Source organism: Hyphobacterium marinum, assembly GCF_036330325.1.
GTDB lineage: Bacteria > Pseudomonadota > Alphaproteobacteria > Caulobacterales > Maricaulaceae > Hyphobacterium > Hyphobacterium marinum.
Genome location: NZ_JAZDRO010000004.1, coordinates 254,420 through 276,426 on the forward strand (window position 1 = coordinate 254,420; position 22,007 = coordinate 276,426).

The window sequence follows — 22,007 nt, forward strand, 5'->3', positions numbered from 1 at the left end:
CGCGTCTATAAGCCCGCGCAAATCACCGACCTCCTCCCCAACCAATCGGAGCATTTCCCATGGCGCTGCAACGCACCTTCTCGATCATCAAACCTGACGCGACCGCGCGCAACATCACCGGCAAGATCAATGCGATGATCGAAGCCGCTGGCCTGCGCATCGTCGCGCAAAAGCGCGTTCAGCTGACCCGCGAAAAGGCTGAGGGCTTCTACGCGGTTCACAAGGAACGCCCCTTCTTCAATGACCTCGTCTCCTTCATGATTTCCGGCCCGGTTGTGGTCCAGGTCCTCGAAGGCGAGAACGCCATCGCGAAATACCGCGAAGTCATGGGCGCGACGAACCCGGAACAAGCCGACGAAGGCACGATCCGCAAGACCTTCGCCGAATCCATCGAGGCGAATTCGGTCCACGGTTCCGATGCCCCGGAAACCGCCGCCGAAGAGATCAAATACTTCTTCAACGACGACGAAATCGTGGGCTGATTGCCCATTACAATCTATGGCGTCATGCCCCGGCCGGTCCGGGGCATCTCATTCCGAACGAGATCACCCGGATAAACCGGGTGATGACGCGAAAAAAAAGGCGTCATCCCGGACGCGCAGCGATTCGGGACCTGAAAACGGGGCGCTTCACGTTCAGGTCCCGGCTTGTCCCTGCGGGCCAGCCGGGATGTCACTTGATTGAATTTTTGCGCCACCGCCATTTTCCCCATCAAGGGGAAGGAAGAAATACGTCCAAGGCACTCCAAAAGGCCCGGCCATTGCGCCGGGCCTTTCTTGTCTGGCTATCAGGCGCGCGTTTTCGCCATATTCTGCCGCGATAAGTCGAGCTACGCCAAACGGAGCTCCCGACGATGACCGATCATGCCCGTCATTACAGCGACGAGGCCTTTGCCGCGAAACTGACCCGGATCAGCGGGCTCGATGGCCTGTTCCAGTCGGCATCCCGTCTCTATCGCATCCTGAAGAGCCCGGAGACGCCGCGCTGGGTGAAGGCGATGTGCCTGACCGCGCTGGGCTATCTGGTCCTTCCCACTGATGCGGTCGCCGACATCGTCCCCGTCGCCGGCTTCGTCGATGACGCCGCGATGATCACCGCTGCGCTCGCCGCCATCACGGCGCGCTGGGATGGTGAGGATGTGAGAGGCGGGCAGCCTGGGGAAATGGCCTCGGGAGCTGACGCTTCCCGGACGGCGTAGCCGGTCCGGGATCCAGAAAACTTCAAAAAAGCTGGACCCCGGTCTTCGCTGTCGCGAAACCGGGGAGCGTCAGAGGTTTGGAAACATCCGGCTTGAGTGAACCAAATCCCCATTTGCGCGTCAGGGGCGACAGGGGCAAAGTCGCGCCATGACCGAGCTTCACGACCTAATCAGACGCCTGCCCAAGGCCGAACTTCACCTGCATCTGGAAGGCTCTCTGGAGCCGGAAATGATGTTCGCGCTGGCACAGCGAAATAACATCGACATCCCCTATGTCAGTGTCGAGGCGATCCGCGCGGCCTATGATTTCTCCAATCTGCAGGACTTTCTCGACCTCTACTATGTCGGAATGAACGTTCTGCAGACCGAGGCCGATTTCTACGACCTCACCATGGCCTATCTGGAGCGGTCGCACGCCGACACTGTCCGCCATGTCGAGGTCTTCTTCGACCCACAGGGCCATACCGAACGCGGCATCGCATTCGCCACGGTCATCAACGGCATTACGCGCGCGCTGGAGCATGGTGAGGCCAAGTTCGGGATCACGTCGCGCCTGATCCTGTGCTTCCTGCGCCATTTGAGCGAAGAGGCCGCATTCGACACGCTCGCCGAGGCGACGCCCTTCCTGTCGAAGATTGACGGCGTGGGCCTTGATTCCAGCGAGCTGGGTCATCCGCCGTCGAATTTCCAGCGCGTCTTCGGCGCGGCGGCCAAGCTGGGCCTGAAACGAGTCGCCCATGCCGGCGAGGAAGGTCCGCCCGAATATGTCCACGAGGCGCTGGACCTGTTGCACATCGACCGGCTCGACCACGGCAACCGGTCACTGGAAGACGCTGCACTCGTTGACCGGCTGGTGGCCGAGGAGATGACGCTGACCGTCTGTCCGCTCTCCAATCTGCGCCTGTGCGTGGTGAACGATCTGAAAGACCATCCGCTCAAGCGCATGCTCGATCTGGGACTGCGTGCGACCGTCAATGCCGACGATCCGGCTTATTTCGGCGGCTATGTGAACGACAATTTCATCCGCACCGCCGACGCGGTTGGCCTGACCGAGACCGATGTCATCACACTGGCGAAGAACAGCTTCCTGGGCAGCTTTCTGCCGCAGGCCGAGATCGACCGGCACCTGGCCGACATAGACGCGGTGGTGAAGGCCTAGTCGTTCAGTGAGGGCTTCTGGCGCAGGGATTTCTTCTGTGCGCGCTGGGCCTTGGCTTCTTTCGTCTTGCGGATCGACGCGAGCGACGGCCGGGATTTCTTGCGCGGTTTCGGGCGATGCGTCGCCTTCTCGATCAGCGCAGCCAGGCGTTCACGGGCCGCCGCGCGGTTGCGCTCCTGCGAGCGTGAGCCATCCGCCTCGATGATCAGTATGCCGTCCTTGGTCATGCGCCGCCCAGCGACACGCTTGAGGCGGAATTTCACCTCGTCAGACAGATTGGGGCTGTTCGCCGCATCAAAGCGCAATTGCACCGCTGAGGAGGTCTTGTTGACGTGCTGACCGCCCGGGCCGGAAGCCCGCACGAAACGTTCCTCCAGCTCGCTTTCGTCGATGAAAATGGTGTCGGTGACGCGCATGTCACGCGCCCGGATTGAGCAGCATCCCGGACGTGGTGGACGACAGGCGGACGACCTCGCCAACGACGCGGGCCTTGCCTTCGCAGACCAGTTTCACACAGGCCGGGTAAAGCCGGTGCTCGGCCGCCAGGACACGTTCGGCCAGCGTGTCGGGCGTATCGCCGGGCAGGACCGGAACCGCGGCCTGGCCGATGATCGGCCCGTCATCCATCTCCGGGCGCACATAGTGGACCGTGCAGCCATGCAGCTTCACGCCGGCTTCGATGGCGCGCTCATGGGTATGAACGCCGGTAAAGCAGGGCAGGAGAGACGGGTGGATATTGACCAGCCGGTCGCGCCACTGGCCCACGAACCAGGGCGTCAGGATGCGCATGAACCCGGCGAGGAAGACGTACTGGGCCCCGGACGCCTTGACGAGATTGTGGACGGTCTCCTCGAACGCTTCCCGGCTGTCATAGCCACGATGGTCAACCACGGCGGTGGGAATGTCGGCGAGCGCGGCCCGCTCCAGCCCCTTCGCACCGGGATTGTTCGAAACGACGAGCACGATCTCGGCCGGGTAATCCTCGGCTGCACAGGCGTCGATCAGCGCCTGCATGTTGCTGCCGCGCCCGGAAATCAGGATGGCGATCTTGGTTTTCGCCATGGCTCTAGACCGCTTTCAGCGTGCCGCAGATAAAGGCGGTTTCGCCCGCTTCGGTGAGGTCCGCGACGATGGCCTCGGCGTCTTCGGTTGCGACCGCCGCAATCATGCCAATGCCGCAATTGAAGGCACGTGCCATCTCCCGGTCCTCCACCCCGCCGGTCTTCGCCAGCCAGTCAAACACGGCCGGGCGTGTCCAGGTTCCAAAATCGATCTCGGGGTGAAGGTGGTCCGGCGTCATGCGGGGCGGATTCTCGATGAGGCCGCCACCTGTGATGTGGGCGAGTCCCTTGATCCGGCCGGCGCGGATCAGCGGCATCAGTGACGCCACATAGAGGCGGGTCGGGGCGAGCAGGGCTTCGCCAAGCGAGCGGCCGGTATCGAAGGGGGCGGGCGCGTCCCAGGCCAGGCCGGACATATCCACGATCTTGCGGATCAGCGAATAGCCGTTGGAGTGCGGCCCTGACGAGGCAAGGGCGATCAGCGCGTCACCGGCCTGCATCCGGTCATGGTCGGGCAGCAGCGCTCCGCGTTCGGCGGCCCCGACAACGAAGCCGGCGAGGTCGAAATCCTCACCGGAATACATGCCCGGCATTTCCGCGGTCTCCCCGCCGATAAGGGCACATCCGGACTGGCGGCAGCCGTCGGCGATTCCGGCGATAATGCGGGCGCCGCGCTCCGGGTCGAGCTTTCCGGTCGCCATGTAGTCGAGGAAGAAGAGTGGTTCGGCCCCTTGCGCCAGCACGTCATTGACGCACATCGCGACGAGGTCGATGCCGATCGTGTCGAGCAGGCCGGTCTCGATGGCAATGCGCAGCTTGGTGCCCACGCCGTCCGTACCGGACACCAGGACCGGGTCGTCAAATCCGGCGGCCTTCAGGTCGAACGCCCCGCCAAAACCGCCAAGCGCGACGTCCGCGCCGGGGCGGCTGGTCGCTTTCGCCAGCGGCTTGATCTGGTCGACCAGCGCATCGCCCGCATCGATATCGACGCCGGCATCGGCATAGGTCAGGGCATTGGGTCGCTTTTCGGTCATTGCTTCACGTCGTCCATCATTTCGGGCGCGAGCGGGAATTGACACCCAAAGCGCGCAAAGGTGCAAGGCGCGGGCTTCACCCGGGCCGCGCGCGGGGTATAGTCTGATTGCCGCCGTCTCGAACAGGAGCTTTTCACCGTGCGCACCCTTCTTGCCGTCGCCGCCATCCTGGCCATGCCGTTCGCCGCGGCTGTCGCCGACAGCCCCTTTGTGGTCCGCGGGGTGGAGATCGATGCGCGCGCGTCGAACGCGCTCGAAGCCCAGACCCAGGCCATGCGCGAAGGGCAGGTCGAAGCCGCCTACCGCCTCATCGCCCGCCTGACGCTTCCCGAAGACCGGGCCGCACTCGGTGCAATCGGCGCAGATGATGCAGCCGGCATGATCGCGGGATTGCAGGTGGAAAACGAACAGCGCAGCGCAACCCGTTACCTGGGAGAGCTCAGCGTCCAGTTCGATCCGCCGTCTGTACGCCGCTTCCTGCGCAATTCCGGTGTCCCCTTCGTCGAAGCCCAGGCGCATGACACGCTGGTGCTTCCGGTTCTGACCACGGGGAGTGGCGCGCTGCTCTGGGACGACAATCCCTGGCTGGAGGCCTGGCAGCGGTCCAATGCGCCGCATTCCCTGACGCCATTCCGTGTTCCGGATGCCGAAGCGTCCCGTTACCTCATTGATGCGTCCGGCGCGGCGAATTTCGATCTGGCAGCCCTGCAAGGCCTTGCCGAAGCCTTCCAGGTGTCCCGCGTCGCGGTGGCCATTGCACGGGGCGGTGAAGGCGGCACGCGGTTTGACGGCGCGATCTACACATTCGGCCCTGACGGGCTGCAGGCGCGCGATCCGATCAGCACGATTGCGGTGTCCGGCGGCTATTACACGGCGATCAACCGCTTCCTGGAAAGCATGGAAGCCAACTGGAAGCGCGATGCGGTTGTGCGGGGCAGCGGAACCCAGGAAATGCGCGTGACGGTCCTCTACCGCAATCTCGGGGAATGGCGACGCCTGCAGAGCGCCGTGGCGGGGGCCTCGCTGGTCTCGGACGCCCGGCTGGATGCCCTGTCGCGTGACGGTGCGCTGATGACGCTCAGCTATCGCGGTGCGCGGGGGCAGCTGGAACGGGTGCTGGATGCGCGTGGCGCTGTCCTCGTGGACGATCCGCAACTGGGCGCCGTGATCCGCGCGCGCTAGGGGCTTCAGGGACTTTCCGGCGTCACGGACAGAAAGCATGAGTGAACAACTGGCCCTCGGCCTGCCGCCGCGCGACGATTTCAGCGCGGCCCGCTTCGTCAATGGCGCAGCGAATGCGGCCGCGCGCGCAGCGTTGGCGCGCTGGCGCGACTGGCCGGGCGGGGCGATGGCGCTGGTCGGGCCTGCCGCTTCGGGGAAGTCGCACCTTGCGGCCATGTGGCGCGAGGAAACCGGGGCCCGCCAACTTCCGGCGCGGTCCATCGGAGGTGCCATATCGGGGCTCGAAACGGACCGTCCGGTCCTGATCGAGGACGCGGACCGGGGTTACGATGAGGACGGGCTTTTCCACCTCCTGAACCGGGCCAGCCAGGGCAAGATTGCCGGAGTGCTGCTGACGGCGAGAACACCGCCGGCGCGCTGGCGGGTCACGATCCCTGACCTGGTGTCGCGTTTCGCGGCCCTGCCGGTGACCGAGCTCCTCGAACCGGACGACGGACTGTTGCGGCGGGTGCTGGAAAAACTCTTCCGCGACCACCAGTCACCGGTCGCTGAGGGACTGATCGACTACCTCCTGCCGCGCATGGAACGTTCGGTCGATGCCGCCCGCCGCCTGGTCGCCGAACTTGACCGCGTGGCGATGGCGCGGCGCACGCCGGTGAATCGCGGCGTGGCGCGGCGTGTGCTAGGCGAGTGGGACGAAGATGCCCTCGATGAGGACTGAGTAGAGCCGTGGACGCGAACGATATTTCGATGAGCCAGACCGATGCACCGGACGCGCGGTCTGACGCCAAGGGCCCCAATCCCCTGATGACGTCGCCCGAGCGTTTCCTGAACCGGGAATTGTCCTGGCTGCAGTTCAATATGCGCGTGCTCGAGGAGGCCGCCAATCCGAACCATCCCATGCTGGAACGGCTCCGCTTCCTGTCGATCTCGGCGAGCAATCTCGATGAATTCTACATGGTCCGGGTGGCTGGACTGCGCGCGCAGGTCCGCAATGGCGTGACCCAGCCCTCCATCGACGGGTTGACGCCGGCTGACCAGCTCGCCCGCATCAACGGGTTCGCCGGCGAGCTGATGGAAGAACAGCTCAAATGCTGGCGTGACCTCAAGGGGCGGCTCGACCGGCTGGGCGTCAAACTGCTCGACGAAAATAATATCCCCAAAACCGATGTCGTCTGGCTGCGCAAGGACTTCCTGGAACATATCCTGCCGGTGATCACGCCGCTGGCCATCGATCCGGCACACCCGTTCCCCTTCATCCCCAATCTGGGGTTCGCTCTGGCACTGAAGTTGCGCCGCGATAGTGATGGCAAGTCGATGACGGCCCTGATCCCTCTGCCGAACGGGGTGCGGCGCTTCATTGAATTGCCCACCCGCCGCTTCACCAAAGCCGGACGGCCGATCAAGCGCTTCGTGGCGCTGGAGACGATCCTCATCCTTTTCCTCGACACGCTTTTCCCTGGCTACACGCTGACGGGGAAGGGTGCGTTCCGGATCCTGCGCGACAGCGATATCGAGATCGAGGAAGAGGCCGAAGACCTCGTCAGCGAGTTCGAACAACTCCTGAAACAGCGCCGCCGGGGCGTGCTCGTCCGCCTGAAGATGGATGCGGGCATGCCCGACGACCTCCGGCGCTTCATCGTCAGCCATCTCAAGGCTGACATGAACGACGTCATGCTCGTCGACGGGATTCTGGGCATGGCCCAGCTCTCCCAGCTCATCCCCGACGACCGGCCCGACCTGACCTTCACCTCTTACGAGCCGCGTTTTCCCGAGCGCATTCGCGACCATGGCGGGGATTGTTTTGCGGCGATCCGGGCGAAGGACATCATCGTTCACCACCCGTACGAATCCTTCGACGTTGTGGTGCAGTTCTTACGTCAGGCCGCAGCCGACCCTGACGTGGTGGCGATCAAGCAGACGCTTTACCGGACATCGAAGAATTCACCCATCGTCGCGGCGCTGATCGAGGCCGCCGAGGCGGGCAAGAACGTGACGGCGCTGGTCGAGTTGAAGGCCCGTTTCGACGAGGAAGCCAACCTCAAATGGGCCCGCGATCTCGAACGCGCCGGCGTTCAGGTCGTCTATGGTTTCATCGAGTACAAGACCCACGCCAAGGTCAGTCTTGTCGTCCGCCGCGAAGGCAATGACCTGACCACCTACGCCCATTTCGGGACTGGCAACTACCACCCGATCACGGCGCGGATTTACACCGATCTGTCTCTCTTTACCGCTGACCCGGCCTTCGGGCGCGATGCCGGGCGCATCTTCAACTTCGTGACCGGCTATGCCCGTCCGACGGACATGGAACGACTGTCGATATCGCCCAACGACATGCGTGACTTCCTGATCCGCCAGATCGAACGCGAAATCGCCAATGCCGAGGCTGGCAAGCCGGCCGCGGTCTGGGCCAAGCTCAACTCACTGGTCCACCCCGACGTGATCGATGCGCTCTACCGGGCCAGTCAGGCCGGAGTACGGGTCGAACTGGTCGTACGCGGTATCTGCTGTCTGCGTCCGGGCGTGCCGGGCCTGTCGGACAATATCCGGGTGAAAAGCATTATCGGGCGCTTCCTTGAGCACTCGCGCATCGTCTGCTTTGCCAATGGCGCGCCCATGCCGAGTGCGGCGGCACAGATCTATATCTCGTCGGCAGACTGGATGCCGCGCAATCTCGACCGCCGGGTCGAGGCGCTGTGCCCGATCCAGAACCCGACCGTGCACCGCCAGGTGCTCGACCAGATCATGGTCGCCAACCTCAATGACGAGGCGCAGAGCTGGTACATGCAGCCCAATGGCGAATACGAGCGGGTCGATACCAGCGAGATCGAGACCCCGTTCAGCGCCCATGCCTATTTCATGACCAATCCCAGCCTGTCGGGGCGCGGTCAGGCCTTGAAGGACGACCAGCCGCTGACCCTGCCATACGGAGGCCCGCGCCTTTGAGCGGCCCGTCACCCGAAGAGCTCTGCCCCGAGAACGCGATTGATCGCGACCTCGCGGTCATCGACATCGGGTCCAATACCGTCCGCCTCGTCCATTTCCGGCTCGAGGGCCGGGCCATGTGGCCCATCTTCAATGAGAAGGTCACGGCAGGCCTGGGCCGCGGGACGGGTGAGACGGGTCTGCTCCACCCTGAAGGCGTCGAGACGGCCATGCGGGCGCTGAAGCGCTATGCCAGCCTGCTCGATGCCAAGCATGTCCGGGAACGCTATGCGGTGGCGACGGCGGCGGTGCGCAACGCCACCAATGGCCGCGAATTCTGTGCGCGGGTGAAAGCCGAGGCCGGGTTCGACGTCCGAATCCTCTCTGGTGGCGAGGAAGCGGCAATCTCTGCGTTCGGTGTCGTGGCCGGTGTGCCGCGCGCCGAAGGCCTGGCAGGCGATCTCGGAGGGTCGAGCCTGGAGCTGACACCACTGGCCGATGGCGGTGCCGGTGAGGGGGAGACCCACGCGCTGGGGCCTCTCTCCATCCCGGACGCACTGTTTGGGAACCCTGAGGGCCTGAAACGCCATATCAACGAGACCCTGAACGCGTCGAAGGCGATCCATGCGCCCGGCTCGACCTTCTACGCGGTCGGCGGGGCGTGGCGGGCGCTGGCCCAGCTCTCCATCGTCGCAAGCCATCATCCGCTGCGGGTGCTGCACCAGTACGAGCTGAGCCGGGCGGAAGCGGAAACCGTCGCCGACCTCGCGGCGCGGAGTTCAACCGCCTCCCTGAGCGGGATTGACGGTATCGCCTCGCGCCGCGCCGAACATCTGCCCTATGCGGGCCTTCTGTTGCACCGGATCATGGAGCTGAGCGGCTGCGAGCGGGTCGTGTTCTCGGCCTATGGCCTGCGCGAGGGCGTCATCTTCGAACAAATGCCGCCGGACCTTCAGGCTGTCGATCCGCTGTTGGCCGGAGCCGAGGCCTTGGCGCGTCCGGCCTCGCCGTCACCGAGTTTCGGGCGGGCGCTGGCGCGCTGGGTCGAGCCAGTGTTCGCAGCGAGCGGCGAGGTGTTCGGCGGGCGGGGCCCCTGGCTGCGCGCGGCGGCCTGCCGCCTCGCTGATCTCGGTTCGCGCCTCCATCCCGATCACAAGGCGGAACTGGCCAGCCAGCTGGTCCTCTATGCGCCCTTTGCCGGCCTGACACATCCCGAGCGCGCCTTCCTGGCGCTTGCTATCCACCATCGCTACGCCGGCCGCCGGACCCCGCCGGACATGTCGGTTTTCGACCGCCTGCTGAACGAAAAGCAGCGCGAACGCGCCTTCGCCATCGGGCTGGCGTTGCGTCTGGGGGCTGCGCTGTCGGGGCGGTCCGAGCCGGTGCTGGACCGGTTTGCGCTGGCGCGGGAGAACGGATCGCTGGTTCTCGATGTCCCCGAAGGCGAACGCGAACTGATGGTCGAGCGGGCGCAATCGCGCTTTGAGTCGCTGGCGCAGGCACTGGACCTGAAAGCGGAAACCCGCATCGTTTAGTCGAAGTCCTCGATGACGACCCGGCCGTTTTCCAGGCTGAGCGCGAGCTTGCCCTGTTTCAGCTTCAGCGCGTCCTCGCCGAAGACGTCGCGCCGCCAGCCCTTCAGCGCCGGGACGTCGGCGTCATCAGAGACCGCGATCTGTTCAAGGTCCGGCACGGTGGCGATCAGGCGCGGGGCGACGCCGCGGTCCTCGGCCACCATTTTCAGGAGAACCTTGAGGAGTTCGGTCGTCGCATCGCCGTTTTGCGGGCGCGGAGGCGGGGCCTCGGTCTTGGGTGCATAGGCCTTCGGATCGGCCATCGCGGCCTGGAGTGCCTCGATCAGGCGCGCCGCGGCGCTGGAGCGCTCGAAGCCGCGCGGCACGGCGCGCAGATTGCCGAGCGCGTCGGTGGTTTGCGGTGCGGCATGAGCGATCTCGTAGAGACCTTCATCCTTGATGATGCGCTGGCGGGGAATGTCGCGGGTTTGGGCCTCGCGTTCGCGCCAGGCGGCAGCGGCCCTCAGCGCGGCGAGCCATTTCGGCGTCAGCTTGCGCAGTTTCAACCGCTTCCAGGATTCCTCGGGGTCCATCCGGTAGGTCTCGGGTGAGGTGAGAACGTCCATTTCCTCGTCGACCCAGGACAGGCGTCCGGCCTTCTCCAGCCGTGCGCGCAGGCCGGGGTAAAGATCGCGCAGATGGGTCACATCACCCATTGCGTAGCCAAGCTGGTTGTCCGAGAGCGGACGGCGCGACCAGTCGGTGAAGCGCGACCCCTTGTCGATCTGCCGCTTCAACAGGGCGCGAACCAGATTGTCGTACGAGATCGAGTCGCCGAGACCCGCCGCCATCGCGGCGACCTGCGTGTCGAAGATCGGGTGGGGGACTTTCCCGTCCATCTGGTGGAAGAAGATTTCGAGATCCTGCCGCGCGGCATGAAACACTTTCACCACGCTCTCGTCGAGGAGGAGGTCGTGGAAGGGTTTGAGATCAATCCCGTCGGCCAGCGGATCGATGATCACCTCGGTGTCGCCACCCGCTGCCTGGATGAGGCAGAGGATCGGCCAGTAGGTGCTCTCGCGCATGAATTCGGTATCGACGGCGACGAAGTCGCAAGCGCGCAGCGCCTTGCAGGCCGCTTCAAGGTCTTTGGTCTGGGTAATGATGTTCATGCCCTCGCCTTTAGCGGTCTGGGCCGCCTTTGGCGAGGGGATGAGTCAGGCTTCCAGCGTCCGGCCCCGGTGGCCGATCCACCAGCGCCAGAAGGTCACGGCACCGAAGCCGGCACTGACAACCGCGATCAGGATGAAGGCGGTCGGGATGGGCAGGCTCATCATCGCCAGAATGGCGAGCGTCGCCTGTCCCAGGGTTGCTGTGGCGGCGTTGAGAATACCGCCGGCGGCCAGCAGGCGGCCCCGCAATTGCGCCGGAGCGCGCCGCTGCGCCATCGCCTGCAGGGGCACCACGAAAAGGCCTGCGGAAACGGCGGCCAGACCGAGATCGGCAATGATCCGCCAGTTCGAGGAGTCAGCGAGGAATTCGGTCGAACTCGCCAGAACGGCATCTTCGGCGACCGGAGGATTGCCCATGGTCTGCCAGGCGACATCGAGCGGAAAGATGACCAGGCCGATGGCTCCGGCGACAGAGAAGGGCAGGGCATCGCCCTTGCCGGACAGCGTGCCGCAGAGCACCGCTCCGATCGTCGCCCCCACTGAAAAGAGGGCGCTGAACAGCAGGACGACAGACTGATCCGCCCCCAGCACGTCCCGTGAGAAATTCGGCATCAGGGTTACGATGGAGGCCGCGAGCATCCAGAACCACGCCGCGCCGATCAGCGGGCGCAGCACATCCGGGTGACGCGTGGCACGCCACAGGACCGAGACGAGCTCGCCAATGAAGTTGAACGACACTTGCAGTCCGGGCGTTGCGGCCGGTGCGGCGGGAAGCATGCGGGCGGACAGCCAGCCGATCACCGCGATCACCACGAGGATGGCCGCGACAGTGGCCGGGCCATTGTGCTGAACAACCAGAACGGTGCCGAAGCCGACACCGACCAGAACCGCCAGGTTGAGGCTGCCCGAGATCAGGGCATTGCCCGGCACCAGTTCATGCGGCGCGAGCAGGGTCGGCAGGGCGGCATTCTTGGCTGGGGCGAAAAAAGCCGACTGGATACCCATGAGGAAGAGCGTCCCCATGAGGATCCATGGATTGCCGAGAACAAATCCGGTCCCGGCCAGCAGCATCAGCCAGATCTCGGCGAATTTGGTGAACCGCAACACGCGCGTCCGGTCGAACACGTCGGCGACCCGCCCCGCCATTGCCGAGAACAGGAAGATGGGGGCGGTAAAGAGCGAAGCGGCAATCGGAACGAGGACCGTACTGGGAAGGTCGAGCACGGTCATGCTGCGATAGGTCACCAGCGTGATCAGCGCATAGCGGAAGAAGTTGTCGTTGAAGGCTCCAAGGGCCTGGGCGATGAGGAGGGGCAGATAGCGTCTCTGCCCCAGGAGTGAGACGGCGACCTTCGCGCTCATGACCGGCCCTCCACCTCGAGTGCGCGGGTGCGCGCTTCGACACGCTGCTGCAGATCGGCCATGACGTCCTCCTTGCTTCCCCCGGGCGGAATCGGGTCGAGAAACTCGATCACCGCCGTTCCGGGACGCTTGGTCCACTCCTGTTGCGGCCAGCATAACCCCAGATTCGTCGCCACGGGGACGATGGGGCGATTGAGTGCGGAATAGATGCGATAAACACCCTTGCGGTAGGGTTTGGTCTCCCCCACCGCGGTGAGGTGACCTTCGGGATAGATCAGGATAGGCCGGCTTTCGCCATGCGAGCGGTCAATGCCAGCACGCAGCGATTCAATCGCCGCGCGTCCGCCGCCATTATTGACCACGATGGCTCCCGAACGCTTCAGCACCCAGCCAATAAGCGGGAATTTCAGCATGTGATCGCCCACGACGAAATTGACGTTCCCGGTCTTGGCGATCAACACGATTCCGTCGCCCCAGGACTGGTGCTTCGCCGCGATCACGACCGGCTGGTTCTTGGGCGGCGTGCCGCGAACCTCGACCTTTATCGCGCACACCACGTGCATCAGGATGACAGTGAAACGGCAATAGGAACGGATGCCGTGCATCAGCGCGGTCTTGCCGGGGATCAGCGCGAGCAGTGTGCACAGGATCGCGTAGACGCCGGACATCGACCAGTAGAGCACGTTGAAGATGAAGGAACGCATGGGTGTGTCTCCGCTTCGGACCGGTCAGGCCTGCGCCAGCACGGCGAGAATGGCGCGGGTAAAGGTCGCGGCGTGATCGGTCAGGGGCGAGACAATCCGGCCATAGAGCCGGTACTCGCCGGCCTGCATCACCACGCCGAGCGCCATTGCGGTTTTCAGTTCAGGGTCGCCCTTGGGGATGTCACCGCTTTCCATGGCGAGCCGGACCCGCCGGGCGAGGAGGGCAGAGGGGTCAGACCCGCCATCTCCCGATCGCGCCAGGAAGGTGTTGCGCTGGGTGAGGTGATAGGCGAATTGCGCCGGGTCATCCTCGGCGAGTTCGCAATAAGCCGTCACAACGGCTTGCACGGTCTCTTTCAGGCTCGCATTGGGCGTGATGCTGGCTTTCAGAAGGCCCAGCAGGCGGGCATGGATGGCCTCGAACAGGGTCCGTGCCAGCGCTTCCTTGCTTTCGAAATGGCGATACATGGCACCATCGGAAAGCCCGCAGGCTCCGGCGATATCCTTGATGGACACGCCATCAATGCCGCCCTGCGCGAACAGTTTCAGTGCGGCCCGCTCGATCCGTGCCCGCGTGGTTCCGTCCCTGGCCGCGACGCCGGTGGCGTCGTCGTCCCGGTCAAAGATGTCGGCGCGCAAATAGGTTTGCATCCCGCCCTCCATGGCAGAAGTGAATGATCACTTACACGACCTCTAGGGTAGTTGGGGTCAGAATGCAAGTGAATAATCACTTACAGGCTATGTGGCGGGTTAGAGGGGCTAATCTGCGCAGACGGCTGCGGGTAGGGGATGACAGCTGACATACGGCCCTTGGACTTGTTTCACGGGCCCAAAGATAAATCACTGCGTCAGACTCTTAGCGGTCCCAGCGAAAGCTGGGACCCAGCCCAGGCGCTGGATTCGTGCGTGCGCAGGAACCCCGATTTCGTGGACTCCAGTCTGGACTGTGGGCCCTTGGATCCAGTCTAGGACCGAATGGTTTTCTGATGATCAATGAGTGTCATCCCGGCCAGACCGCGACAGCGGCATGAGCGCCGGGATCTTGAACATTGAGCGCCCGGTTCGGGTCCCGGATCGCTTTGCGTCCGGGATGACATTCTCTCTCACACTCGTTTCCCCGATGGAAATCGGGGTCCAGCAGCCTACCAACTGGTTCCCGGCGTTCGCCAAACCGGGGAGCGTCAAAGATAATTCGCGTCATCACCCGGTTTATCCGGGTGATTTCTACTCAGCACCGAGATGCCCCGGATCCCCGCCGGGCGGGGCCGGGGCATGACGCGTAGGGCGAGAATTCCGTTTCTTGCGGCCCGGACCGGAATGCGTCAGCAGACCAGGCCGGGCATCGTCCCTTCGAACACCGTGAAGGGGCCACTCATGACACATTTCCTGTTGATCCACGGCAGCTGGCACGGGGCCTTGTGCTGGTACAAGGTCGCGCCACTGCTTGAAGCCGAGGGTCATTCGGTGACCGTCGCGGAACTGCCGGGGCGGGGACGCCATCCGGTCCGTCCGGCCTTCGTCGGTCTGCGTGACATGGTGAAGGCGATGACGCGTCAGCTGCCGCCCGGCGTTAGCTTCACGACCGTCGCGCACAGCCGCTATGGCATTCTCGCTTCGCTCTTGGCCGAGACGATGCCGGAACGGGTCGAGCGGACGATCTACCTCGCGTCCTACATGCTGCGCGCCGGCGAACGGGCCGCTGATCATTTCCGCGCCGACATGGCGAGCTTTTTGCGTCCCGCTGTCTCGTTCTGCCGGACCGGCCTTTGGGATTGGCTCGACCCGTCCGTCTATCGCGAGGCGCTCTACCATGACTGTCCGGTCGAGGACTGGATGCTGGGCCGGTTGATGCTGTGCCGGGAACCGCTGCGGCCCGCGCTGACGCGGCTGAAGCTAAGCGAGGCGCGTTATGGCGCGGTGCCGCGCGCCTATATCCGCCTGACCGAGGACCGGGCGGTGACGCCGGCCCTGCAGGACCGGGTGCTGAATGCCACGCCGGTTGATCGAGTTGAAGACATTGCGGCGAGCCATTCGGCCTATTTCTCGAAGGCGGAAGCGCTGACGCGAACCCTCCTGAAACTGGCCGGATCGTGAAACCGGGGCTAAGAACCGCCGCGCTTCCTTGACATCGGGGCCGGTCCTCCGCCATGTCGCGGCGAAATTCGTTGCACTGCTTTTTCACGGACCGCCGCCATGCACGCCTACCGCTCCCACACTTGCGCCCAGCTGCGCGCCTCCGATGTCGGCCAGACCGTCCGCCTGTCGGGCTGGATCCACCGCAAGCGCGACCATGGCGGTCTGCTCTTCATCGATTTGCGCGACCATTACGGCCTGACCCAGTGCGTACTGGAACCGTCCAACCCGCATTTCGCGAAGCTGGAAAAGCTGCGCGTTGAGAGCGTCGTGACGATCACCGGCGAAGTCGTGAAACGTGACGCGGACGTGATCAATCCGAACCTGCCGACCGGCGAAGTCGAATTACGGGTCGCCGAGCTGGCCGTTCAGTCCGAAGCCGAAGAGCTGCCCATGCCGGTCTTTGGCGAACCGGACTGGTCGGAGGAAGTCCGCCTGAAATACCGCTTCCTGGACCTGCGGCGGGAAACCCTGCACGCCAACATCATGAGCCGCGTCGCCATCATCCGCGCCATGCGCGACAAGATGGCCGCTGCGGGTTTCTTTGAATTCGCGACCCCGATCCTGACGGCGTCCTCGCCCGAAGGCGCGCGTGACTTCCTCGTCCCCAGCCGCATCCATCCGGGCCAGTTCTACGCGCTGCCGCAGGCCCCGCAGCAATACAAGCAATTGCTGATGGTTTCCGGCTTCGACCGCTATTTCCAGATCGCACCCTGCTTCCGCGACGAAGACCCGCGCGCTGACCGCCTGCCGGGCGAATTCTACCAGCTCGATGTAGAAATGAGCTTCGTCGAGGAAGAAGACGTCTTCACCACGATGGAGCCGGTCATCCGTGAAGTCTTCGCGGAGTTCGCCGAGGGCAAGGCCGTCACGGACGTCTTCCCGCGCATCCCCTATGACGAGGCGATGGCGAAATACGGCACCGACAAGCCCGACCTGCGCAACCCGATCGAGATGCAGGCCGTGACGGACCATTTCGCGGGGTCCGGCTTCAAGGTCTTTGCCGGCATGATCGAGAAGAACCCGAAGGTCGAAATCTGGGCGATTCCGGCCCCGACGGGCGGCAGCCGGGCCTTCTGCGACCGCATGAATGCGTGGGCGCAGAAGGAAGGCCAGCCGGGCCTCGGATACATTTTCTTCCGCGAAGGCGAGGGGGCCGGCCCCGTTGCCAAGAATATCGGCGAAGAACGCACCGCCGCGATCCGCGACCAGTTGGGTCTGGGTGATGGCGACGCGGTCTTCTTTGTCGCTGGTGTGCCGTCAGACTTTGCCGCATTCGCCGGCAAGGCGCGTGACCGTGTCGGCAACGAGCTGGACCTCGTGAAGCAGGACCAGTTCGCGCTCGCCTGGATCGTCGATTTCCCGATGTATGAGTGGGACGAGGAAGAGAAGAAGATCGACTTCTCCCACAACCCGTTCTCCATGCCGAAGGGCGGTCTGAAGGCGCTTGAAGCCGCAGAGGCCGAAGGCAATGCCGCGCTGCTGGCGCTGAAAGCCCAACAGTACGACCTGGTCTGCAACGGTTTTGAAATCGCGTCTGGCTCGATCCGGAACCACGTCCCGGAAACCATGATCAAGGCCTTCGGCATCACCGGCCTGGGCCCCGACGTGGTGAAGGAACGCTTTGGTGCACTTTACCGGGCCTTCCAGTATGGCGCACCGCCGCACGGCGGTATGGCCGCTGGCGTTGATCGGATCGTGATGTTGCTGGTTGGCGCGAAAAACCTGCGCGAAGTCTCGCTCTTCCCGATGAACCAGCAGGCTGCTGACCTGTTGATGAACGCACCGGCCCCGGCCGACGCGCGTCAGCTGCGCGATCTCAGCCTGCGCTGCGTGGTCGTGGACGAAAAGAAGACCGACTAGACGTCAGTCGTCGCGTTCGGGACGGGTCCGGGGCTCGAAGTCCGGGGCCGGTCCCTTGCGCTCGGTCTCGTCGGACAAGGGGAGGCGGGGCTCCGCCGGCGGTTCGGGCGGGCCATCCAGCCCGTCGCCCCGGTCCAGAGTCTCGTTCCGCAGGACTTCCACGCGCCAGTTGAAGCCGCCCGGGCCGTTCGCGCGGAAGACCTCAACGTCGCCATTCTGTTCCTGGAACACATAATTCTCGCCGCGAATGGACCGCTCCCGGCGTTCCATTTCGCGCTGTTCCCGCCGCACAATCTCCCGTTCCTCACGGGCCATGTCGCGGGCAATTTCCCGCTCGATGTCGCGTTCCGAGCGCTCTGCTTCGCGCGCCGCCTCGCGCATCGCTTCGCGGGCCTCGGCCAGGGCTTCACGACGGGCTTCGAGCGCTTCACGCATCGTGCCGGTGAATTCTTCGGCCGTGATCTCGACATCGATACCCATGGCCTCGGCACGCGCGACGGCGGCTTCGAGGGCCTGGCGCACACTGGCGTCCTCGATGTTGGCCAGCGAACGTTCCAGTTCGGCCAGCGCTTCCTCATTGGTTGCCCGGAAATGCTCGGCGGAGACCACGCGCGGCACGCGCACCGGATGCGGCGCTTCGGCGATCCAGGCGGACCCGCGCGGGGCGCGCATCGATTCACAACTGGCCAGTTCAAGCCCGCCCGGCAATTCGGTTTCGTCATCGCCGCAGGCATTGGCGATCTGGTCCGCGTTCAGGCCGCGCGCGCCTTTCAGGTCCGCTCCCGAAAAATCGGCGTGGTCGAGCCGGGCCCCGGTGAAGTCGGCGCGCCGCAGTTCCGCATCGCGGAAGATCGCACCGCGAAGGTCCGCGCCAGCGAACTGGGTATTGCGTCCGGTTGCGTCGGAAAAATCCGCCCGTTGCAGGCGCGCGCCCCGGAATACCGTCCGGTCCAGCTCCGTGCTGACGAAGCGGGCCTGGTAGATCTGGGCATTTGCAAAAACGGCGCGGGCCAGGTCGGCATCGGAAAAATCGGCAACGACAATCCGGATATTCGACAGATCGGCATCCCGCAGGCGAGCGCTGCGGAAGGAGACACGCTCGCCATGGCCTTCGACGAGGATCGCATTGTCAAAGGCCGTGTCGGCGAAGTTGATGCCCGAATACCGGCTGTTCGGCATCTCCACGCCGGTAAAGTTCGACGCCGAAAAATTGCATTCGTGCAATTGCACGCCCGGCATCTCGGCGTGGGAAAAATCAGTATCGCTGAAATGTGCGCCGACGATCACCGCACCGGACAGGTTCTGTCCGGAAAAGTCGCATTCATTGCACTCGCCTGAAATTGACAGCCGCCGGTGCGGATGCTGGTCGCCAGCGCCCGCGAAGGCCGGAGCGGCCAACGTCGCTGTGGCGGCGACCAGCGCCAGTATGGAGACGGAAATCTTCATTCTGATGACTGACATAGGCCAACACCGGCCTGACCGCGACTTAAATTGCGGTAAGCGGTCCGTTAGCCGCAAGACAGCCTAGCGTACCGGGCGGCAGGCGGGAATGCGCAGTCCGCGGGGCAATTCCGTCGACGGATCGCCACAGGCGGCGTCCAGCTGACGCTGGCTCAGCCCGTGTGCTTCAGCCAATTCCGCACCCGACAGCACCGCACCGGCAAGGTCGGCACCGCTGAGATTGGCACTGCCGAAATGGGCCCCGACCAGGTTGGCATCGCGCAGATTGGCATTGACGAAGTTGGCCCCGGTAAACCGCCCGCCGAACAGGTTGGCGACCGACAGGTCCGCGCCGGAAAAGTTCGATCCATTCATCGTTGCAAGGCTTAAGTCAGCCTGACGCAGGCGCGCGCCGGAAAGATTGACGTTCGGCAGATCGAGATAGGCCAGGTCAGCCTGAAACAGGTTGCAGCCCGGGCAGGAGCCTCCGTTCTGGACACGGGCAATCTCGCCGGCATTCTGCGCCAGGGCGGGCCCTGACAGGGCAGCCAGGGCGGTCAGAAGGATCAAAAAACGTTTCATATCGGCGCGCTCCCGCATGAATTTCCCCTCTCAGGTGCAAGCCGGGTGCCGGTTTTCGCGTACCTGTTATTCCAAATGGGGGCAGCGAGCTATGAAATCTTGAGCGGCAGTTGTAGAGCCATTCAGCGGAACCCGAACCGTGTTGGAACCGGCTCGATAGAGTAGCACTCTTTGTCCATCCCTCAATCCATGGACCAATCTTTGGACTGTGACTTGATCAAATGTTGTGTATGATCCTCCGCGCATGTGTTCGCCTACAAAAGACCAGGATGGATTGTCATCAATTCTTATTTGAACTTCATTTGTTCTATCCACGTTGAAGCCGCCGTCGTTAAACGCCAACGCTACGTATTCATCTGTGCAGACAATAGCGACAACTTCACCCCGGATTGAGCCAATTGCTTCAGAGCCCAAGCTAAGCTGCATTTCATCCGTGAAAGGATCGGTATTATCTGAAAATACCCACCTGCTAAAATTTTGAGCTTGAACAGGTGATGGTATAAAGAATAAAGTAATTACAATAATGATAAAGAGGCGTATCATAGATTAGGCTCCTGTGTCATTTTGGCAGTCAAGTGGGGGCTGAGCTAGATTTCAAAAAATAGCCTTATGGGTAAATCCATGCAATGATATTTTTATTGAGCTCTCCTTGCGAACGTTCGCAAATGGCGCTGCGAATCTAGGTAGATAGGATAGAGATTCATTGTAACGGCCCGCAAAACATGGCATTCCCCAGTCCGACAGGGGAGTGAATATGGGGACCATCCTGAGCGAATTGCGCAGGCGGAACGTATTCCGCGTGGCCGCTGCCTATCTCGTTGTCGGCTGGATCGTGCTGCAGGTGGTTTCGGTCGTCGGCGATGCGGCCCGCTTGCCGGACTGGACCGACAGTTTCGCCTTGGTTGTCCTGCTTACGGCCTTCCCGGTCATCCTGTTTATCGCCTGGGCGTTTGAGCTGACGCCGGAGGGATTGAAGCGAACCGTTGACGTCGCGCCCGAAGACAGCATTTCGCACAAGACCGGACGCCTGTTTGACTTTGTGATCGTCGCGGCGCTGGTCGTGGTGGCCGGTTTGATCGGCTGGCAGTTACTTGCCTCGAAAACAGGCACGCCTGATATGCCACAAATCGCCGGGACGGACAGTGCGCTGGACTCCTCTATGGTCCAGCCGGCTGCGGCCTCTGCCGCGCCCGCCAACGCCACGATGGCGGGGGTTGAGCCGGACGCGAAATCCATTGCCGTTCTGCCCTTCCTCGCCTTCAGCAATGATGAGGAAGACGGCTATTTCGCCGACGGGCTAACCGAGGAAATCCTTAACTCGTTGGCTTATCTCCCGGATCTGCTGGTGACCTCGCGGACATCGGCTTTCCAGTTTCGTGGCGAAGACCTGCCCTCCGTACCGGAGATCGCGGCCCAGCTGGGGGTCGCTCATATCCTTGAGGGCTCGGTAAGGCGCTCAAACGACCAGGTCCGGGTCACGGTTCAGCTGATCCGCGCGAGCGACGACGCCCATCTGTGGTCGCAGACCTATGATCGCTCGCTCGACAACGTCTTCGCCATCCAGGAAGACATTGCCGAGAACGTTGCCCGCGTCCTTGAAGTCGTCCTCGACGATACCGCGCGCGAGCGCATGGCCGACACCGGTACGCGAAATGTCGAGGCCTATGTCGCCTTCCAGCGTGGCTGGAATATCTGGACGGAACTGCATGAGATTGACGAACAACACCGGCTGGATGAAGCCAGTGTCCATTTCGCCGAGGCCACGCGTCTTGACCCCGGCTATTCCGATGCCTTCCTCCTGCAGAGTGACACGTTCGCCCATGTGATGACCGATCTGGTCGAGGCTCCTGACTTCGACGAGGTGGCGTTTGAGGCGGCTCATGCCGAACACCGCCGTCTCCTCGATCTGGCGGAACGGGCGAGCCGGGATCCGGTACGGCGCGCGACAGCTCGGGTGAACCGGTTGTTGTTTTCGGAAAACTGGACCGGTGCTGCCCAGGATCTCGCGACGGCCATGGATCCGCAAAGTTGTGCCGCTGACAATTATTTGAACACATTGGCGGAATTTCTGCAGCCATCGGATCAGATCGTCGAGTATTACCGGTCGCAGGTCCGCTGCGATCCCTTGAATGCTACGGCATGGGGTGCACTTTACAGTGCGGCGGCACAAATGGGTTACTTCGATGAAGCTGAATCTGCCCTGCTAAGACGAGAAGACCTGCGAGGGGACGACAACCAGTCGCTGACATTTTTCGAAATCGAGCGGCTTATCGCCGCCGGTGACACCGATGCCGCCGAAACACTTTTCAACGAAATGCAGGTCCCCGGTCCGAACCGCGCCTATCTGGAGTTGCGGTTTGCATCCATGCGAGGCGATTCCGAGGCAGCTGCCACAGCCGCTGACACCTTGCTGTCCATTCCGGATCTGCCGCTGCGTTTCCAGGTGCTCATCCACGCCCTCGTTGGCAATCGTGACGAAGCCAATGCTCTTGTGGCGCAGGTGGACGAACGGCCTCTTTCGCCGATCCAGCTGCGTCAGATCATCAATATCTGCAGCTGCGGCGCGCCTTTCGACCTCGAAGCGGCACCGAACTTTGCCGCCCGGATCACGGAGGCCGGATTTCCCTGGCCGCCGGAACCGGATTACGGCTTTGCCCTGATGCAGGAGTAAGCGCGGA

20 protein-coding genes are annotated in these 22,007 nt (G+C 63.4%); 10 read left to right on the top strand and 10 right to left on the bottom strand.

Going from position 1 to position 22,007, the window contains the following annotated elements:
* The first annotated feature begins 59 nt into the window (after nt 1-59).
* The 3 genes from ndk (at nt 60) to V0U35_RS10990 (ending at nt 2,357) form a co-directional block, all read left to right on the top strand.
* Nucleotides 60-482, top strand: coding sequence for a nucleoside-diphosphate kinase (ndk, locus tag V0U35_RS10980; RefSeq protein ID WP_330196760.1), 423 nt, complete (start codon nt 60-62; stop codon nt 480-482).
* A gap of 371 nt (nt 483-853) precedes the next feature.
* On the top strand, nt 854-1,198 hold the full coding sequence (locus V0U35_RS10985) for a YkvA family protein (protein ID WP_330196761.1): 345 nt from the start codon (nt 854-856) through the stop codon (nt 1,196-1,198).
* 148 nt (nt 1,199-1,346) lie between these two features.
* Entirely contained in the window at nt 1,347-2,357 is a 1,011-nt protein-coding gene (locus tag V0U35_RS10990) for an adenosine deaminase (RefSeq protein ID WP_330196762.1), read from the top strand.
* Here the strand turns inward: V0U35_RS10990 and arfB are convergent.
* From arfB to purM, 3 genes are read right to left on the bottom strand one after another with little or no spacing between them, the layout of a single operon-like run.
* A complete protein-coding gene (gene arfB, locus V0U35_RS10995) occupies nt 2,354-2,773 on the bottom strand; it encodes an alternative ribosome rescue aminoacyl-tRNA hydrolase ArfB (RefSeq protein WP_330196763.1) in 420 nt (139 codons plus the stop codon). The two genes, V0U35_RS10990 and arfB, sit on opposite strands and share 4 nt — an antisense overlap.
* Before the next feature lies 1 nt (nt 2,774).
* Complete coding sequence (gene purN / locus V0U35_RS11000; RefSeq protein WP_330196764.1) at nt 2,775-3,419, bottom strand: phosphoribosylglycinamide formyltransferase; 645 nt, start codon at nt 3,417-3,419, stop codon at nt 2,775-2,777.
* A 4-nt stretch (nt 3,420-3,423) separates the two neighbouring features.
* Complete coding sequence (gene purM, locus V0U35_RS11005; RefSeq protein WP_330196765.1) at nt 3,424-4,452, bottom strand: phosphoribosylformylglycinamidine cyclo-ligase; 1,029 nt, start codon at nt 4,450-4,452, stop codon at nt 3,424-3,426.
* Between the two features lie 138 nt (nt 4,453-4,590).
* Between purM and V0U35_RS11010 the strand changes: the two genes are divergently transcribed.
* The 4 genes from V0U35_RS11010 to V0U35_RS11025 are packed head-to-tail and all read left to right on the top strand — an operon-like array spanning nt 4,591 to nt 10,094.
* Nucleotides 4,591-5,634: a DUF2066 domain-containing protein gene (locus tag V0U35_RS11010; RefSeq protein ID WP_330196766.1), complete on the top strand. Its 1,044-nt coding sequence runs from the start codon at nt 4,591-4,593 to the stop codon at nt 5,632-5,634.
* 37 nt (nt 5,635-5,671) lie between these two features.
* A complete protein-coding gene (locus V0U35_RS11015; RefSeq protein ID WP_330196767.1) occupies nt 5,672-6,355 on the top strand; it encodes a P-loop NTPase family protein in 684 nt (227 codons plus the stop codon).
* A 29-nt stretch (nt 6,356-6,384) separates the two neighbouring features.
* The gene (locus V0U35_RS11020; RefSeq protein WP_373696407.1) at nt 6,385-8,580 is read left to right on the top strand and encodes an RNA degradosome polyphosphate kinase; all 2,196 of its coding nucleotides are present in this window, start codon (nt 6,385-6,387) and stop codon (nt 8,578-8,580) included.
* On the top strand, nt 8,577-10,094 hold the full coding sequence (locus V0U35_RS11025; protein WP_330196769.1) for a Ppx/GppA phosphatase family protein: 1,518 nt from the start codon (nt 8,577-8,579) through the stop codon (nt 10,092-10,094). Before V0U35_RS11020 ends, V0U35_RS11025 begins: the two co-directional genes overlap by 4 nt.
* On the opposite strand, the gene rnd is transcribed toward V0U35_RS11025, so the two are convergent.
* The 4 genes from rnd to V0U35_RS11045 are packed head-to-tail and all read right to left on the bottom strand — an operon-like array spanning nt 10,091 to nt 13,962.
* Nucleotides 10,091-11,245, bottom strand: a complete 1,155-nt coding sequence (rnd, locus tag V0U35_RS11030; protein WP_330196770.1) for a ribonuclease D — start codon at nt 11,243-11,245, stop codon at nt 10,091-10,093. The genes V0U35_RS11025 and rnd overlap by 4 nt on opposite strands.
* Before the next feature lie 45 nt (nt 11,246-11,290).
* On the bottom strand, nt 11,291-12,607 hold the full coding sequence (locus V0U35_RS11035; protein ID WP_330196771.1) for an MFS transporter: 1,317 nt from the start codon (nt 12,605-12,607) through the stop codon (nt 11,291-11,293).
* A complete protein-coding gene (locus tag V0U35_RS11040; protein WP_330196772.1) occupies nt 12,604-13,311 on the bottom strand; it encodes a lysophospholipid acyltransferase family protein in 708 nt (235 codons plus the stop codon). Before V0U35_RS11040 ends, V0U35_RS11035 begins: the two co-directional genes overlap by 4 nt.
* Before the next feature lie 24 nt (nt 13,312-13,335).
* Nucleotides 13,336-13,962, bottom strand: coding sequence for a TetR/AcrR family transcriptional regulator (locus tag V0U35_RS11045; RefSeq protein WP_330196773.1), 627 nt, complete (start codon nt 13,960-13,962; stop codon nt 13,336-13,338).
* A gap of 723 nt (nt 13,963-14,685) precedes the next feature.
* Between V0U35_RS11045 and V0U35_RS11050 the strand changes: the two genes are divergently transcribed.
* Both V0U35_RS11050 and aspS read left to right on the top strand, forming a co-directional pair.
* Nucleotides 14,686-15,405, top strand: coding sequence for an alpha/beta fold hydrolase (locus tag V0U35_RS11050; RefSeq protein ID WP_330196774.1), 720 nt, complete (start codon nt 14,686-14,688; stop codon nt 15,403-15,405).
* Nucleotides 15,406-15,504: 99 nt separating this feature from the next.
* Nucleotides 15,505-17,307 (top strand): aspartate--tRNA ligase, encoded by a 1,803-nt coding sequence (gene aspS, locus V0U35_RS11055; protein WP_330196775.1) that lies wholly within the window; start codon nt 15,505-15,507, stop codon nt 17,305-17,307.
* A gap of 3 nt (nt 17,308-17,310) precedes the next feature.
* Here aspS and V0U35_RS11060 read toward each other — a convergent pair whose 3' ends face one another.
* From V0U35_RS11060 to V0U35_RS11070, 3 genes are all read right to left on the bottom strand, one after another.
* On the bottom strand, nt 17,311-18,768 hold the full coding sequence (locus V0U35_RS11060; RefSeq protein WP_330196776.1) for a pentapeptide repeat-containing protein: 1,458 nt from the start codon (nt 18,766-18,768) through the stop codon (nt 17,311-17,313).
* A 63-nt stretch (nt 18,769-18,831) separates the two neighbouring features.
* Entirely contained in the window at nt 18,832-19,329 is a 498-nt protein-coding gene (locus tag V0U35_RS11065; protein WP_330196777.1) for a pentapeptide repeat-containing protein, read from the bottom strand.
* Nucleotides 19,330-19,395: 66 nt separating this feature from the next.
* Nucleotides 19,396-19,872 carry a hypothetical protein gene (locus V0U35_RS11070; protein WP_330196778.1) on the bottom strand — a complete coding sequence of 159 codons (477 nt, stop codon included), beginning with the start codon at nt 19,870-19,872 and terminating at the stop codon, nt 19,396-19,398.
* A gap of 211 nt (nt 19,873-20,083) precedes the next feature.
* Here V0U35_RS11070 and V0U35_RS11075 point away from each other — a divergent pair, with 211 nt between their 5' ends.
* Nucleotides 20,084-22,000: a hypothetical protein gene (locus V0U35_RS11075; RefSeq protein WP_330196779.1), complete on the top strand. Its 1,917-nt coding sequence runs from the start codon at nt 20,084-20,086 to the stop codon at nt 21,998-22,000.
* The last annotated feature ends 7 nt before the right edge of the window (nt 22,001-22,007 follow it).